The organism is Devosia naphthalenivorans, from assembly GCF_003056355.1.
Classification (GTDB): domain Bacteria; phylum Pseudomonadota; class Alphaproteobacteria; order Rhizobiales; family Devosiaceae; genus Devosia; species Devosia naphthalenivorans.
In genome coordinates this window covers 435,887-451,888 of record NZ_PYVW01000001.1, presented here as the reverse complement: position 1 = coordinate 451,888, position 16,002 = coordinate 435,887, and the positions used below count along the sequence as shown (strand labels likewise).

The 16,002-nt window shown below is 61.5% G+C and carries 16 protein-coding genes; 9 read left to right on the top strand and 7 right to left on the bottom strand.

The features are described 5' to 3' along the window. Positions 1 to 126 precede the first annotated feature (126 nt). On the top strand, positions 127 to 936 hold the full coding sequence (gene mazG, locus C8264_RS02505; protein WP_108459348.1) for a nucleoside triphosphate pyrophosphohydrolase: 810 nt from the start codon (positions 127 to 129) through the stop codon (positions 934 to 936). Here mazG and hflX read toward each other — a convergent pair. From hflX to C8264_RS02485, 4 genes are all read right to left on the bottom strand, one after another. Continuing rightward, on the bottom strand, positions 933 to 2,309 hold the full coding sequence (gene hflX, locus C8264_RS02500; protein ID WP_108459347.1) for a GTPase HflX: 1,377 nt from the start codon (positions 2,307 to 2,309) through the stop codon (positions 933 to 935). The two genes, mazG and hflX, sit on opposite strands and share 4 nt — an antisense overlap. 7 nt (positions 2,310 to 2,316) lie before the next feature. Further along, entirely contained in the window at positions 2,317 to 2,568 is a 252-nt protein-coding gene (hfq, locus tag C8264_RS02495; protein ID WP_046138466.1) for an RNA chaperone Hfq, read from the bottom strand. Between the two features lie 188 nt (positions 2,569 to 2,756). Then, positions 2,757 to 4,139, bottom strand: a complete 1,383-nt coding sequence (ntrX, locus tag C8264_RS02490; protein WP_108459346.1) for a nitrogen assimilation response regulator NtrX — start codon at positions 4,137 to 4,139, stop codon at positions 2,757 to 2,759. Further along, positions 4,139 to 6,478, bottom strand: a complete 2,340-nt coding sequence (locus tag C8264_RS02485; RefSeq protein WP_162783423.1) for a sensor histidine kinase NtrY-like — start codon at positions 6,476 to 6,478, stop codon at positions 4,139 to 4,141. The genes ntrX and C8264_RS02485 overlap by 1 nt, the downstream gene beginning before the upstream one ends. Before the next feature lie 216 nt (positions 6,479 to 6,694). On the opposite strand from C8264_RS02485, the gene C8264_RS02480 reads away from it, so the two are divergent. From C8264_RS02480 to C8264_RS02455, 6 genes are all read left to right on the top strand, one after another. Next, complete coding sequence (locus C8264_RS02480; protein ID WP_108459344.1) at positions 6,695 to 7,117, top strand: hypothetical protein; 423 nt, start codon at positions 6,695 to 6,697, stop codon at positions 7,115 to 7,117. A 307-nt stretch (positions 7,118 to 7,424) separates the two neighbouring features. Further along, entirely contained in the window at positions 7,425 to 9,155 is a 1,731-nt protein-coding gene (locus C8264_RS02475) for a pyrroloquinoline quinone-dependent dehydrogenase (RefSeq protein WP_162783422.1), read from the top strand. A gap of 77 nt (positions 9,156 to 9,232) precedes the next feature. Then, positions 9,233 to 10,087: a substrate-binding periplasmic protein gene (locus C8264_RS02470; protein ID WP_108459342.1), complete on the top strand. Its 855-nt coding sequence runs from the start codon at positions 9,233 to 9,235 to the stop codon at positions 10,085 to 10,087. Next, entirely contained in the window at positions 10,087 to 11,091 is a 1,005-nt protein-coding gene (locus C8264_RS02465; RefSeq protein ID WP_108459341.1) for an ABC transporter ATP-binding protein, read from the top strand. The genes C8264_RS02470 and C8264_RS02465 overlap by 1 nt, the downstream gene beginning before the upstream one ends. Positions 11,092 to 11,126: 35 nt before the next feature. Next, a complete protein-coding gene (locus tag C8264_RS02460) occupies positions 11,127 to 11,927 on the top strand; it encodes an ABC transporter permease (protein WP_108459340.1) in 801 nt (266 codons plus the stop codon). Positions 11,928 to 11,931: 4 nt separating this feature from the next. Further along, positions 11,932 to 12,723, top strand: a complete 792-nt coding sequence (locus C8264_RS02455; RefSeq protein ID WP_162783421.1) for a substrate-binding periplasmic protein — start codon at positions 11,932 to 11,934, stop codon at positions 12,721 to 12,723. A 13-nt stretch (positions 12,724 to 12,736) separates the two neighbouring features. On the opposite strand, the gene C8264_RS02450 is transcribed toward C8264_RS02455, so the two are convergent. The 3 genes from C8264_RS02450 to C8264_RS02440 all read right to left on the bottom strand — a co-directional run bounded on the left by C8264_RS02450 (position 12,737) and on the right by C8264_RS02440 (position 14,566). Then, a complete protein-coding gene (locus C8264_RS02450; protein ID WP_108459338.1) occupies positions 12,737 to 13,357 on the bottom strand; it encodes a zinc metalloprotease in 621 nt (206 codons plus the stop codon). A 29-nt stretch (positions 13,358 to 13,386) separates the two neighbouring features. Further along, positions 13,387 to 13,914 (bottom strand): c-type cytochrome, encoded by a 528-nt coding sequence (locus C8264_RS02445; RefSeq protein ID WP_162783420.1) that lies wholly within the window; start codon positions 13,912 to 13,914, stop codon positions 13,387 to 13,389. A gap of 190 nt (positions 13,915 to 14,104) precedes the next feature. Continuing rightward, positions 14,105 to 14,566 carry an SH3 domain-containing protein gene (locus C8264_RS02440; RefSeq protein ID WP_108459502.1) on the bottom strand — a complete coding sequence of 154 codons (462 nt, stop codon included), beginning with the start codon at positions 14,564 to 14,566 and terminating at the stop codon, positions 14,105 to 14,107. A 208-nt stretch (positions 14,567 to 14,774) separates the two neighbouring features. Between C8264_RS02440 and C8264_RS02435 the strand changes: the two genes are divergently transcribed. Then, the gene (locus tag C8264_RS02435; RefSeq protein ID WP_162783419.1) at positions 14,775 to 15,779 is read left to right on the top strand and encodes a LysR family transcriptional regulator; all 1,005 of its coding nucleotides are present in this window, start codon (positions 14,775 to 14,777) and stop codon (positions 15,777 to 15,779) included. Positions 15,780 to 15,901: 122 nt separating this feature from the next. Next, positions 15,902 to 15,982: a pyrroloquinoline quinone precursor peptide PqqA gene (pqqA, locus tag C8264_RS02430; RefSeq protein ID WP_108459335.1), complete on the top strand. Its 81-nt coding sequence runs from the start codon at positions 15,902 to 15,904 to the stop codon at positions 15,980 to 15,982. Positions 15,983 to 16,002 lie beyond the last annotated feature (20 nt).

Below are 16,002 nucleotides of genomic sequence, written 5' to 3'. Positions count from 1 at the left end.
CAGCAAATGTCGTCCGGGCAGCCGGCATCAGTAGCAACCCGCCCCCCGCGTTTCTGATGCCGGCTGACTGGCCCCGCTCCCCATAGCTGCTAATGTGCACGCATCGATTCAACCGATCCGAGTGCCATGCAGCCTTCCCGCGATATTTCCCGTCTCATCGAAATCATGGCGGCGCTGCGCAATCCTGACGGCGGCTGCCCGTGGGATTTGGAACAGGATTTTTCCAGCATCCGGCATTATACGATCGAAGAGGCCTATGAGGTTTCCGACGCCATAGAGCGCCAGGACTGGGCCGATCTGCGCGAAGAACTGGGCGATCTGCTGTTCCAGCCGATCTTTCACGCGCAGATGGCCAGTGAGGCCGGCTATTTCGACATCGGCGACGTGATCTATTCCATCACCGAAAAACTGATCCGCCGCCACCCTCACGTCTTCGGCGAGGAAGCGGCCGCCAGTGCCGCACTCGCAAAAGGCCAGTGGGAAGCAATCAAGGTCGAAGAACGGACGGCAAAAGCCGCTCGCAAGGGCAACGAAACCCCTTCCCTGCTGGACGATGTTCCCAACGCGCTCCCTGCACTCGTGCGCGCCGAAAAGCTGACCAAGCGCGCCGCCAAGGTTGGTTTTGATTGGCCGGACCTTGCGTCGGTCAAGGCCAAGGTGGATGAGGAACTCGCCGAGGTCATGGAAGCTCAGGCTACCGGCAACACATCTGCCGTCCACGAAGAAATTGGCGATCTGCTATTTGCTGTAGCCAACCTCGCCCGTAAGGCTGGCGTCGATCCCGAGGCAGCCCTGCGCGACGCCAACTTCAAGTTCACGCGCCGCTTCCACCACGTCGAGGCCCGCTGCCGCGAAGACGGTATCGAACCCGCAAACGCCGGGCTCGATCGTCTGGATGGCTACTGGAACGAGATCAGGGCCGCGGACAAAGCCTAAACGTCAGGGCTTTCGATCCGGCCATTGAACCGCTCGATGAACGCAGCCCTATGCCGGGGTTCCACCCGAACCACAAAGCCCGAACCCGTCTCCGTCGGTTCATCACGCGAGATGATCTCGGCGTGCGAATGCAGCCAGCCGATATCCGCTCCCGCCGTGTGCGGCACATGCACATGGTAGGTGCGGCTGTTCTCGCCCAGCGCGGTTTCGATGGCTAGCTTAAGCTCGTCGATGCCCTGACCGGTTACCGCAGAGACCGGAACCACGCTGGCGACCTTGCTCGATGGCGTAATGCCCGCCAGCAACTCGTCAATCGGCAAGTCGCCCTGCCCCAGCAGATCGATCTTGTTCCACACTTCGATGATCGGCGTCGTCTCGGGCGACACACCCAGATCGCCCAGAACCTTCAGCACATCTTGTGCCTGCGCCAGATGATCGACACTGGAAATGTCACGAGCGTGCAGAATCACGTCGGCATCGAGCACCTCTTCCAGCGTGGCGCGGAATGCCGCAACCAGATCGGTCGGCAGATCGGCCACGAATCCCACGGTGTCGCTCAGCATGATCTCGCGCCCATGCGGCAGTTCGAGCTTGCGCACCGTCGTATCGAGCGTCGCAAACAGCAGGTCCTTGGCGAACACTTCCGAATGCGTGAGGGCATTGAACAGGGTCGATTTACCCGCATTGGTGTAGCCCACCAGCGCCACGATCGGCGTGCCGATACGCTGCGCGCGCTGTTGGACACGGGTCTTCTTGACCTTATCCAACCGATCTTCGAGCAGCACGATACGGTCCATGATCTGGCGGCGGTCACTTTCGATCTGGGTTTCGCCCGGACCGCCCATGAAGCCGCTGCCACCACTACCGCGCTGTCTTTCGAGGTGGGTCCAGGAGCGGACCAGCCGCCCCTTCTGGTAATTGAGATGTGCAAGCTCGACCTGCAGCACACCTTCACGGGTCGCCGCCCGATCGCCGAAAATCTCGAGGATCAGTCCCGTGCGGTCCAATACCTTGGCATGGGTTTCCTTTTCGAGATTGCGCTGCTGGATGGCCGTCAATTGCGCATCGACCAACAGCAGATCGATCTTGTGTTCCTTGACCTTGCCCGCCAGCGTCTCGGTGTGGCCGCCGCCGATGAACGTAGCTGGCTTGATCTCGCGAACCTTGACCACTTCGGAGAAAACGATGTCCAGCTCGATAGCACCAGCCAGGCCTTCGAATTCGGCTAGGCGCGCGTCAAGCGAATGCTGCGAAGTGCTGCCACGCACGTCTGGAACGACGAGGCCCACACGGAAAGGCTGATAGCGCTGATCAACAAACCCCTGCGGGCCACCCTTGCGGACGGCCTCTTCGTCGTCGCCAAATTCGGTCATCTATGTGTCAGTCGCTGTCTTGGTTCTGCTCGGGATCGAACAACTGGATTGGCGCGCCCGGCATGATGGTTGAAATGGCGTGCTTGTAAACCAGTTGCGACTGGGCGTCCCGACGTAACAGAAGACAGAAATTGTCGAACCAGGTGATCACGCCCTGCAGTTTGACGCCGTTCACCAGGAAAATCGTAACGGGCACTTTCTGCTTGCGAACGTGGTTGAGGAAGGAATCTTGCAGATTTTGCTGCTTTTCGCTGGGCATTTAGGCCTCTTTTTTCTGCGGCATTGCTTGGCGCCGTTGTCGCTGCCATTGCTGGGCTTGTCGGCCGAAGGCTGCCGCCGAGCCCCCGCCGGCGCGAAATCATCGCGCATTCAACACTATGGCACACTTCAATTTTGATGCCTACCCGCGCCGGGCGCATGGCACGGGCACAAATATATGAGGCCCTTCTACAGTCCGAGGGACTTGATTTTGCGGTGAAGCGCGCTGCGCTCCATGCCCACAAACTCCGCAGTCTTGGAGATATTGCCGCCAAATCGCTCGATCTGCGCCAGCAGATATTGCCGCTCGAACACCTCGCGAGCCTCCCGCAGAGGCAGACTCATCAGATGCGCCGAAGCGTCGGTATCGCCGACCGTGGGCAGCACTTCGCCAATATCGGACGGCAACATGGCGGCGGTAATGACATTACCGTCGGGCAACTGGTCCTTCATCAGAATCAGCAACCGCTCGATGGAGTTGCGCAACTGCCGCGCATTGCCCGGCCATTCCTGCGCCTGCAGCACCGCCATGGCATCCTCACCAACGGTCATGCGCTGCAGATTATGCATCCGGCAGATCTGGTCGATGAACACATTAACCAGCGGCGGCACGTCTTCACGCCGCTCCTTGATCGGTGTCAGTGGCAGTGGCACGATCGATAGACGATGGAACAGATCCGAGCGGAATTCACCCGCCTCGATCTGCGCAGCCACGTTCTGCGAACTGGCGGCAATGATACGCACATCGATAGGCACGGCCTGTGTTCCGCCAACGCGATGAAAGCGATTTTCCACGAGCGTGCGGAGCAGTGCTGCCTGGGTCTGGGCCGGCAGCGTCGTCACTTCGGACAGATAAAGCGTGCCGCCATGCGCCTTTTCCAGCGCACCGACTTCCACCTTCAAGATGCCCGTTTTCTCACGCACTTCCCGCCCGAACAGCACGACCGGCACTTCTTCGGGCGCATAAAGCGAAGCATTGATCTCGATGAACGGCGCGTCGGCTCGCGGGCTGCGCTGGTGGATCAGCCGCGCCACCAACCCCTTGCCGGCCCCCGATGGCCCCGAGATGAAAATGCGCGAATTGGTCGGAGCCGATTTCTCGATCGTCGCCTTCACCTGCTGCAGCGCTGGGGAATTACCCACCATTTCGATGCTCTTGGATGAAGAGCGCTCCTTGAGCTCGGCCACTTCATTGCGCAGTCGCGTCGCCTCCATCGCCCGTTGCGTGATGTGCAGCAAGCGGTCGATCTTGAACGGCTTCTCGATATAGTCGTAGGCACCGCGCCGGATAGCGGAAACAGCCGTTTCCACATTGCCGTGGCCAGAGATCATAACGACCGGCATATCGGGGTGCTGGCTCTGGAACACGTCCAGCAATTGCAGCCCGTCCAGCCGCGATCCCTGCATCCAGATATCCAGAAAAACCAGACTGGGCCGCCGACGCGCGATTTCGTTGAGGCCGCTGTCCGCGTCATGGGCCTGGCGCGCCTCATAGCCTTCATCCTCCAGGATGCCGGCGATCAGTTCGCGAATATCGTCTTCGTCATCGATGATGAGGATGTCGAGTGCCATTATTTATGTACCGCCGCTTGGTAAAGCGGCTCCTCTTTTTGGGCGGATTCCGTATCCGGCTGGTTCGGTCCGTGCGCCGCTTTCGAATTGATGCTGGGTGGGTCGAGCGGCAGGGTGAAGGTGACGCAGGCGCCGACCCGTCCGGTGGGATCAGGCTCCGCATCGACCAGTTCAACAATGCCGCCATGCTGCTCGATGATCTTGGCCACAATGGCGAGGCCGAGGCCGGTGCCCTTCTCGCGCGTCGTCATATAGGGCTCGAGCAGCCGCTGGCGATTGTCCTTGGGCCAGCCCTTGCCATTGTCGGAAACGGCAACGCGGGCGTGATTACCTTCGATCTGCGCCTGAACCCAGATCGTAGGCGTCCAATTCTCACTCTTTTCCACCGTTTCAAAGGCTTCCACGGCATTCTTGATAAGATTGGTGAGAGACTGGGCAATCAGCCTTGTGTCAAACCAGGCGTAGATTGCCTCCTGCGGCAGTCCGGTATGGATGATCACTTCGGGCAGGCGAACGCTTTCGAGGAACACTGCCTGGCGTACCGTATCCGACAGATCAGCCTTCTCGGGCGCGGCCTCGGGCATCCGGGCGAAAGCCGAAAACTCGTCGACCATCCGGCCGATATCGCCCACCTGACGCACAATGGTGTTGATGCACTTGTCGAAGACTTCGCGATCATCCTCAAGCTTGGAACCATAACGGCGGCGCAGGCGCTCGGCAGAGAGTTGGATCGGGGTCAGCGGATTCTTGATCTCGTGAGCAATGCGTCGCGCCACGTCAGCCCATGCACTGGTCCTCTGCGCCGATTCGAGGTCGGTGATGTCGTCGAACGTCAGCACATATCCCTTGGACTCGGTTATCGAACCCTCACGCGTCAATTGCACCTGATAGGTCCGCCGGTCAGTTTCATTGCCGAGCTGGATCTGGTCCCGCACCTGCCCGCGCCGGGCAGAACGTGCCCGCTCCAGAATAGGCGCCATTTCCGGCATGGCATCCTCGATCCGCTCGCCCATCAGCGCAATTTCATCGCGCTCCAGCATCTGACAGGCGCGGGCATTGACCAGCGTCACCGCACCAAACGGATCAAGCCCGATAATGCCGGCCGACACCCCTTCCACCACCGCCTCGGTGAACTGACGGCGCTTTTCATTCATCTCGCTGGCGGTCAGCAGCGCATGATGCTGGTTCTTCAGCTGCTGCGTCATCCTATTGAAACCGTTGGACAAATCGCGCAGATCACCACGGCCTTCCTGCACCGGAACCTGCACGTCCAGATCGCCGCCACTGACGCGATTGGAGGCGATCATCAGATTGCGGATCGGGTCCACGAAGCGGTTCGCCAGCGCGATACCGATCCACAGCGCGGCCAACAGCAGCACCACCGCCAGGCCCACATACATGATGGTGAACGTGATCTGAAACACCAGCCGGTTGGACGCATATTCCCGGTACTCGGTGATATTTTCGTCCGTGAGCCGCATATATTCGAGCACTTCGGCTTCCATCGGCCGCGCCACGAACAGATAGGTGTCGTCATAGCCGCGAAGCTTGATGACCGAGCCCACCAGATTGATCCGCCCCGGCGCAATCGCCGCCGGGATGCCCTCAACCAAGCCATCCGTAATGCCCTCGGGTAGCTTAGGATAGGCCCCCTGCACCGCGATCTGAGCCCGCATCAGCGTCTCGCCCTCGGCATTCACCAGCGATGTGAACGGCAGCGAGCGCGTCACCGCAAGCGCCGTCAGGATGCGCTGGAAACGAGTCTTGTCAGCGTCATAAGTCGCGTGCGCCTGCTCTAGCTCTGTTGCTACCCAGATCACGTCGTCGCGCAGCACCTGCGCGTGCTCCAGCATGTACGAACGCGCGACCAGTCGCGAGCTTTCTACCATGGACCGGGTACGCTCGGAGAACCACTGATCGAGTCCCTGGTTGAGCGCAATCGTCGCCACCACGGCGACCAAGGCCGCCGGGATGGCCGCCACCAGGGCAAACATCGTCACCATGCGAACCTGCATGGAGGAGCCGGGCTGGCGCTGCATGCGCCCCTGGATCAGTAGCAGCGCCTCGGTCACAACCAGCGCGATCATCAGCAGCACCAGAATGCCGGTGACAATCCAGATCACGGTCCACACCGTGGTCGAGGGCTCGATATTGGTAGTCCCCGACAGGATCAGGAACGAGATCGAGGACATCAGCACCGATGCAGAGACAACCACCAGGCCAAGCACGCGCAAGGATTTATTGCTGCGACGCGTCTGGAAAGGCGCGCGCGCTGGTGTGGTAGTCTCGAGCCCGGAACGGGGCCCCGGCTCATTGCCGATGCTGGCTGCTTCACTCATTAAATGCCGATGGCTCTCCGTCTCCACCACGGGAGGCAGAGCCTGACCCAATTTGCCCATCCATTCAAGACAATTGTTGCCAAAATGTGACACTGGCCGCCGACAGCCTTCGGCGCCCTGGGTACCACAACAAACCCGTCATCCGGTGAAACTAATCGAACCGGGCAAGGTTGTAGGCTGAGCGTCGCCCCGAAACCTTGAAACTAGGAGCAAGCCATGCCCGGGATATTGATACCGCTGGCCGCATTTGCCGTACTTGGTTTAGCCGGAACAGCCGCATCGCAGGATGCGGTCCAGACGAGCCCGGGTTCAGACGCCGGGAGCGCCGGCGAGATGGAAGTGCTGACCTGCGCCGATCTCAATGAAATGGAGCCCGAAGAAGCCACCGCGTTCTTGCGCGGCTACCAGTACGCACGGACCGCGGACAGCCGATCCGGCGATTCCGATGCGACGGCCTCGACACCCGACTCCACCGAACCCAGCTCTTCCGACGAAGCCGATGTCGCCGCCACGACCGGCGATGTAGGCGGCGGCGCCGAGGCTACGGCAACCATAGATGTGAGCTCCCAGGCGATCCTCGACAGTTGCTTTGATATGCCAGCGACGACACTCGATGAAGCCTTCAAGGCCCTGAACTAACTCAGTTCCACACTGACAACACCGGGATGCCGCTCGCACCCGGCGCCCTACTCCGCAGTCTCAGGCTCCCCTTGAGCCCAGCTTCAGCACGTCTCCCGATCACCCGGCCCCACCTACCTTCCGGCAGGCAATGACGCCCCCTCCCACTCGCGGCATACGCCTAAAGTCTAGGCTTAATACATTTGGCGGTGTGTCAGCTTGACGCAGTCTGCGGCTTCCGATTAGCTGAGGGCAATCTAACATACAAGATCGGCCGGCAAGTCAAAAAAGCCGAGCGGCAGTTACAATGAGGCTGAGGAGGCAAAAGATGAAGACGAATCCGAGACTGAGCGCGATTGTTGCGATCGCTGCTTCGATGACGTCGATGCTGGCGGTGCAAGCGGCCATGGCACAAGATGGCCCCATCGACAGCATCACTCCGGTCACCGAGGAGATGCTGCTCAATCCGCCGGACGCCGATTGGCTGATGTGGCGCCGGACCTATGACGGCTGGGGCTACAGCCCGCTCGAGGAGATCAATAAGGAGAACGTCGACGAGCTGGAGCTTGCATGGTCCTGGGGCATGAGCCCCGGCGGACGGACGCAGGAGACCCCCCTCGTTCACGACGGCGTCATGTTCATCCAGAATGCCGACCACCGCATCCAGGCGCTGGACGCTGCCACGGGCGATCTGATCTGGGAGTACCAGCATGAGTTGCCCGATGACGTGAACCCCGGCGGCGAACGCTCCAAGGCCATCTTCGGTGATAACCTGATCGTCGCTACCCGCGACGCGCACATCATTGCGCTGGACATCAAGACCGGCCAGCTCGTTTGGGACCAGCAGGTCGCCGACTACAACAAGGGCTTCGCCTTTTCGAGCGGACCGCTCGTCGCCAACGGCGTCATTGTCCAGGGCATGACCAACTGCAGCAACGCCCAGCCTGGCGGCTGCTTCTTTACCGGTCACGACGTGGACACCGGCGAGGAAATCTGGCGGGTCAACACCATCGCACGTGGCGATACACCCGAGGGCAACAGCTGGAACGGCGTGCCGCTCGAGAGCCGCCATGGTGCATCGGCCTGGATCACGGGCTCCTACGATCCCGAGCAGAACCTGATCTTCGCCGGCGTTGGCCAGCCCTATCCGTGGAACGTCGAGATCGCCGGGCTAACGCCCCCAAGCTCGGACCCGAACGTCACCAATGAGGCGCTCTACACCAACTCGACACTCGCCATCGACCCGAACAGCGGCGAATTGAAGTGGTATCACCAATACTTGGCGACTGACTCGCTCGACCTCGACTACGTCTACGAGCGCATGATCATCGACGACATGCTGGTGACGACTGGTAAGATCGGCATCATCGAAGCGATCGACCGTAAGGACGGCAAGTGGCTGTGGGCCAAGGAAACGGTGCCGCAGAACGTGGTGCTCTCGATCGATCAGGAAACCGGGGAAAAAGAGATCAACCCGGACGTCATCCCCGTGATTGGCGAAACCACGTTCAACTGCCCGGCTGACCCGGGTGGACGCGCTTGGCAAGCCACCTCCTACAGCCCCAGGACCGGCGCCCTCTATCTGCCGACGGTAGAGTTCTGCTCCAACACCACCGTGAACCCGCTTGACCCCGGCCAGATTTACACCGGCGGTGGCTTGCAGACTTATTCTCGCGTCGAGCACCCTGATGGCGACGGCAATATCGGCCAGGTCCGTGCCGTCAAGCTGTCCGACCAGTCGGACATGTGGGAATACCGGCAGTATGCGCCCGTCACCACCTCGACCCTGCCAACAGCCGGCGGCGTGGTGTTCGTGGGCACGCTCGATCGCAAGCTCATCGCCTTTGATGACGAGACCGGTGACGTCCTTTGGGAAAGCGGCAAATTGAGTAACTCGCTCGAGTCGTTCCCGATCAGCTATGAGGCCAATGGCAAGCAGTACATTGCTGTGGTGGCGAACTTCGGTAACGGCCTTGGCCGCCTGCAGTCGCTGACGCCGGACGTCAAGCTACCGCCAAACAACCCGGTGACGCTCTACGTCTTCGCGCTCCCGGACTAGTCGGCCAGCGCCCTGCTACCCCCCCGGGCGAACTGGAATTTCCGGTTTCGCCCGGAGGCTTTTTTGGAGACCCGGTTTTGCCGTTTGCTTATGCGTTTCAGCGACTGGCCGCCGTCCCTCTGGCACTGGCGATGATTGCGCTGCTGATAGGGCCAACCGTGGCCCAGGAGGCGGAATTCGACGCGGTGCCCTTTGCCGATGGTCAGTGGGAAATCGGCCGGCGGCTCGATGAATCCCAGCTACGCTATTGCGTCGATAAGCGCGATCCCGCCTGGGAGGTCGCCGCTGCGATCGCCGACGCCATCGCCTCGGGCCTGTTGCTCGAACCGCAGCGCCACGTGGTGGAAAGTGACATCGTCGTTGAGGACGTCACCAAGGTCTATGCACGCATGCTGAAGCATTGCGACGTTCACATGGGTTTCAAGCTGATCCCCGAGGGTTATGGCAGCTGGATCTCCGTCACCCGCGCCTATTATGACACCCAATACGTCTTCGTCACCGCCGATCCGGACCTGCAGCGGCTCGCCGATCTGCCACCGGGACGTGCTATCGGGGCGACCGTTGGCACGTCGGCCCATATCCGGCTCGTCTCCTACCTCTCCGCGCTGCCGGCTGAGCGGCGCTGGCCCGCCTATCCGTATGGCACCAACGATCTCGCTCTTGAATCCCTGCTCGACGGCGTCGTCGATGTGGCCCTGGTGTGGGCGCCGAACCTGTGGGCCAAGCAGCGCCAGGACCCGGCCTACGCCAATCTCCACGTGATCGACTCAACCCCGTTGCCGCCAACCACGCTGGGTGTTGGCGCCATTGTCCTGTCGGACCAGAAATTTCTGCGCAACGCCATTGACGAGGCAATCGTGGCGCTCAGCGCCGACGGAACCTTTGCGAACCTACTGGAAAGCTACGAATTTCCGGCGACTGTAGTTCCCTAATGCCCGACCAGCCCACACCGGTTTCCCCGCCTCTCGCAATCCATGTCGATGCCGTATCCAAGCGCTACGGGCGCACGCTGGCGCTCGACGAGGTCAGTTTTGCAGTCCGCGAAAAGGAACTTTTTGCCCTGCTGGGCCCCAACGGCGCCGGCAAGACCACCCTGCTCCACATCCTGTCCACGATCCTGCGGCCCGATAGTGGCGTGGCCCTTATCGGCGGCGTCGATGTCGCCCGGCAGCCGCTCGCCGCCCGAGAGCGGCTCGGCATAGTCTTTCAGGAACCCAGCCTCGACGATCGGCTGTCCGTGCGAGAAAACCTCGAACTGCACGGGCTGGTGTTCGGCGTACCCCGACGGCTGCGGCGGCAACGCATCGAGGAGATGCTGGCGCTGGTGGAGCTTACCGACTGGGCGGCAAAGCCGGTCAAAACGCTGTCGTCCGGCATGAAGCGGCGGCTCGAGATTGCCCGGGCGCTCATCCACGATTCCGAAATCCTGCTGCTCGACGAACCAACCGTCGGGCTTGATGCCCAGACCCGCGAGCGCATCTGGGCCTATGTGCGTCGGCTGAGGGCCGAACGGGAGATCACTGTGCTGGTGACCACCCACTATATCGAAGAGGTCGAGGGGTGCGATCGGGTCTGCATCATCGATGGCGGGAAGGTGCTGGCACTCGACACGCCGGACGCGCTCAAGCAGGCGCACGGCCAGGTATTGCTCCGTATAATGCCGACGACCGAGCCAGATCGCGAGGCCATTGCCACCCGCTTCGCCGACCGGCTGACCGGCAAGCAGGGCGCGGAGCTTACGTTTGTCAGCGACGAGGCGTTCGTCGCTGCGCTGCTGGCCGAGTTCGGCACGCGGATCACGGCACTCAACGTCGAGGCCCCGAGCCTTGAAACCGTTTTCCTGTCGCTAACCGGGCGCGAATTGCGCGACCGGGCGGCGGGTGCGCGCGAACAAACGCACGCCTTTGGGCGCCGGGGAGGCGAACACACGAGATGAGCGGAGTTCGGAAAAGGCAACGGCGTTCCCCGCTGATGGTGCAGCTCGGCGGGCTTTATGGGCTGTGGTTGAGAGAAGTCAAACGCGCCTTTCGCGACCGCGGCCAGCTGGTCGGCGGGGTCAGCCGGCCAATCCTGTGGGTGCTGATCCTGGGCATTGGCCTCAACCCCTATTTCCGCGGCGAAGTCTATGGTGAGGTCACGTTCGTTGTGCCCTTCACCTATCTGCAATTCATCTTTCCCGCCGTCATTGCCCTCAACATCATGTTCACCTCCGTGCAGTCCGCAGTCTCGGTCATCTGGGACCGCGAATTCGGGTTCCTGCGCGAGGTCCTGGTGTCACCGCTGTCGCGGGCGACCGTGCTGTTGGGCAAGATCCTGGGAGGCACCACCGTGGCGGTGCTGCACGGCTCCCTCGTGCTGGTTCTTGCCCGCTTCGCCGATGTATCGCTCACCTTCACCGACGTCCTGAAGGCGCTGGGCCTGATGACGCTGCTGGCGTTTGCGCTCACCTCCCTGGGCGTGGTGATCGCCAATCGCATCCGCAGCTTCGAGGGCTTCGGCATCTTTTCAAATGCGGTGATTCTGCCGCTCTATTTCACCTCAAGCTCGATTTTTCCGCTCGATCCGGCACTGAGCCGCGCCCAGACGCGTATCGTCTATCCCGACTGGCTGGTCACCATCGTCGAGTACAATCCACTCACCTATGCGGTCGATTCCCTGCGCGGCGTGCTCATCAATTATAACCAGTTCGCCCCCTGGACCGGGATCGCGGTGATGGTGGTCGCCTGCGTGGTGCTGTTCAGCATCGCGCTCTATGACTTCCGCCGGGCGTAAGGCCGTGGCTCTTTCCGCTACCATGCGCAATGTAGTTAGCGTCGGAGTGCTTTTAGCGCTCCTCGTCGGGGTCAGCCTGTTGCCGCCGGACACCTCGTTGCAGGAGGTCGAAGCCACCGCTTCCCTGAAGGCCTGCGTGCCGCCTCTATATCCACCACTGGTGACCGGCGATCCCGACAAACCCGGCATTGACATAGAGCTATTGCGAGCAGTGGCAGATCACATGGGCGTATCGTTGCTGATCAGCGAGAACCGCGCCATGGGTCGCGATTTCAACCCGCGCAACTGGAATCTCAATCGGGCCCAGTGCCAGGTAATCGCAGGCGGGGTCGTGGACTCCGATCAGACCAGGTCGTTTCTCGAAACCGGGCCGGCGTATGCCGACACCGGTTGGGCTATCATCTCGCCGGCACCGCTGGCCTCCATTGAAAGCCTTACCGTCGGCACTCTGGCGCTGGTCTCGGGCCTTGACCGCATTGGGCTAGCCAGTTTCCTGCGCACTCAAAACGCCACGGCGCGGGTTGTCGCCAGTGCCGACGCCCTCGTCGGCGCAATTGCGGACGGCACGCTCGACGCCGGGGTTACTGAGGCGATGCTGGCAACCAAGCTTGCGGCCGAAAACGGCTGGACGATTGCCTGGGCGTCCCCCGAACTCGGGCGCTATAATCTGGTGTTCGGACTTTGGAAGGGCGACATCACCCTCAAGCGCGCTATTGAGGGCGCGTTCGCCGAGCTTTCCGCCGACGGCACCATCGCTGCCACCCTCGATCGCTACGGTGCGGCCCCCATCGATTAGAATGCGTCGTGAGCTAGCCGCCGAGCTCTGGTCCCAGAACCAGTGGAGCGACGAGCCTGTATAGCGGCGCCAGTATCGTCCTGGTAAATCCAAACGTCGAGGCAAGAAGGAGGCCCCAGCCGATCACGGTGCCAGTGACCGCAGGCATCTTTATGCCCGCCGCCGCGAGGAAATGCGCACCCGCCAATGGCGGAAGGGGCAGCAGCGTAAACAGCGCCATCCACACCGAGAGCCGCGCCGCAACGCGCAAGAATGCAGCGGTGGTCAGCCCGGCGGTGTACGGCAGCAGCGTCAGCGCCGGAATAACCAGCAACAGCAGCAGATACCCCACTGCAAGCAGCGCCGCGCTGCCCGCCAACACTGCGATCACCAGACCCCAGCGCCCAAATCGCAATTGTGCCGTCTCGATCGTTACCGGCTTGCTCCAGCCAAACCCCGACAGCATCATCGAGCCGAGGCCCAACAGGTCCACATTCGCGAAAGGCATCAGGGTCAATCGCGCGTCGTAGCGCGGACCCTTGTCGCCGAGCAGCACGGCAATTGCGGCGATCGTGACGCCCTGCACCGTGGCAAGGATCAGCCCCGCAAGGAGCCGCAGCATCACCAGCTGCACGGTCAAATCCGAGCCGATCACTTAAGCCCCGCGGAACCTGGGCGCAGCCGTCACTTCTCGACGATCATGGTGTAAAGCGCGTCCACGTCCGAGGGTAGCGGCGCACCGGCCGCAAAGCCGTTCCGCTTGAGGATATACGCCATCAAATCGGCATAGGTACTCGGCGAAAGTCCGCCGGGATTATTGGGCGGCATGGTCGCGCTCATGACCTCGAACAACACGCCGGCCTGCACTCCATTGGCGTACTTCCCCTCAAAGCTCAGGCCGCGCAGCGGCGGTCCGCCAAGCAGCCCACCCCGCAGATCGTCGCCGTGGCATTCCACACAGTTTCTCTCGAACTGAGTTTCGCCACGGTCGGCCTGCTCCGATGAATAGGACACCGGAGTTTCGGCCGCCGCCGCGTCGGCTTGGGCAATCTGTATGCGAGTGTCGGAGTGCTGTGCTGAAACGGCCGGCGTCGTCGCCGGCGCGGTGGCTTCGAGTCCGTTGGCCGCACCCGACACAAACAAAATCGTGGCGCCCGCTGCGACCACCGCCGCCGCGCCACCGAACAGCCGAATTGCACGTTTCTTGTTCATTGAAAACCTCCCCATCACACGGCAGCAGAACCGAAAAAAACCGAAGCACAATCGGAGCTTGCACGCAGCACTACCGAAGCGGACATCGCCGCTTATTGCAATAGGCTTTTATCCGCGCCCTCATTCCGAGGCACTTTTCCGCACGACAAAGCCCCGGCAAAGTGCCGGGGCTTCGGGTCAATTTACCAGCTCAGCGTCGGTCCCAATCATGGCGATCCCGGTCCCGATCTCGGCCGCCCCAGTCATTGCGGTCACGATCACGACGGTCCCAATCCCGGTCGTTGCGGTGGTGTCGGTCCCAATCCCGCGGCGAGGGCCGGTGATGAGGCGCTTCAAAACGCGGCGGGCTGCCAAAGTTGAACTGGAAGCGGATCACCGGCTGAGAGGCCGAGCGAGCAGCGTTCAGATAACTCGCCGAAACCCAGCCATCCGGCCCGGATTTCTCGACATAGCACCACCCACCGCGGCAACCTGAAACGTCGACGCGTTCCCCGCGGCGGAGGGTATCCACGGCACCGTAGCCCGTGCCTGGCCCCGAGCGAACATTGACATTGGTGGTGGCAAATCCAGGGGCGGCCATGGCAGCGCTCGCCGATGCAAGTAACGCTACCGCGACAAAGCCAGCTTTGAGGGCTCTCTTGTTCAGTTGCATTGTGTTCTCCTTATGGGGTGGGCTGGCTGGCCCGGTGACCGCAAAAGGCAACAAACGGCATGAATGTAATCTGAACAGCCCGTTGGGCAGAGTTCACCTGCGCCATTTGTATGGCAGGGCGCGATGTTGCGGATCTGGCTGGCCGAGTTTCTCCTTGAACAAAAGCCAGGGATCGGCAACACGGGGAATGCCTGCGGTGGAAACACATATGATCAATGCCTCTCCCACCATTCACAACGACATCTCGCTGCACCAGCTGCGCATCTTCGCCGCCGTCGCACACGCACCGACCCTCACGGAAGCAGCAAAGCAGCTCGGCATCACGCAACCATCGCTCTCCCAACAGCTCTCGCGCCTCGAAACGCTCGTGGGAACCCGGCTGTTCAACCGTCGGCCGGGAGCGATGGAGCTGACCGAAGCCGGTCAATACCTGATGCCCAGGGCGGAGCACATGCTGCGGGGCATGCGTGAGCTTGAGGATGGGCTGATGGAATATGTGACCGGCAGGCGGACCACGATCCGGGTCGCCGGCATCACCTCGGTCTTGCGCACACTTTTACCTGGGGCACTGACCCGCCTGCGCAAAATACTCCCTCAGATCGATTTTGACATCGAAGACAGAGCACCCGCCGACATCCTCGACCTGCTCTATGACCGCCGCATTGCCGTCGGCCTGCTGGCCGAGAATTCCGTGCCCGACTCTGGTGGCGGGTTTGCACAGATCAGCTTGCTGGCCGATGAGCATGTGCTTGCCGTGCCCGAGCAGTTGGACCTTTCGGGTATCACCGATCCGGCTCGTCAGTTGTCGGCCGAGCACTATGCAATACTCAACCAGTCGATCCGCTTCTCATTTGGTACGCAGCAAACCCGACGCGTGCAGAACTGGTACGAACGGCTGTTTCCGGACAACAGCGTCGCCGCTCAGTGTCGCAGCTTCGAGGTGGCGACAGAACTTGTGCGGGCCGGGGCAGGCATTTGCCTGGTGCCGACATTGTCGCTACTGCATGGCGCCGAAACGCTCAAGGGCGTGCGCCTCTATCGAGTCAATGCGGTATCCCGCAGGATCGTGGCGCTCATTCCGTCTCAATACCAGCGGATCGAGCCCTATCGCAGTTTCATCGCGGCGCTGGAGGAAGCCAGCCGCGCCATCGTGCCACCGGATCTGCTGCCAGTACCGCCATTTCTCGACAGCGGGCCCGAAGCCCGGTTCTAGCATTGCCGACGCATGCTTCGTTCCATATCGCTCGGGTTATGAGCGCCATAGATTGCTGCCTGAAGCAGCTATTCGCACCATGGGGCGCGGCACACTCGCCGTGTTCAATGAGGAGAAATGCTATGGCATGGAACAAGCCCAACATCGTTGAGATCCCTGTAAGCATGGAAATCAACATGTACGCCTGCGCCAAGCGCAAGTAAGTGTTTCCTGCCGCGGCGCC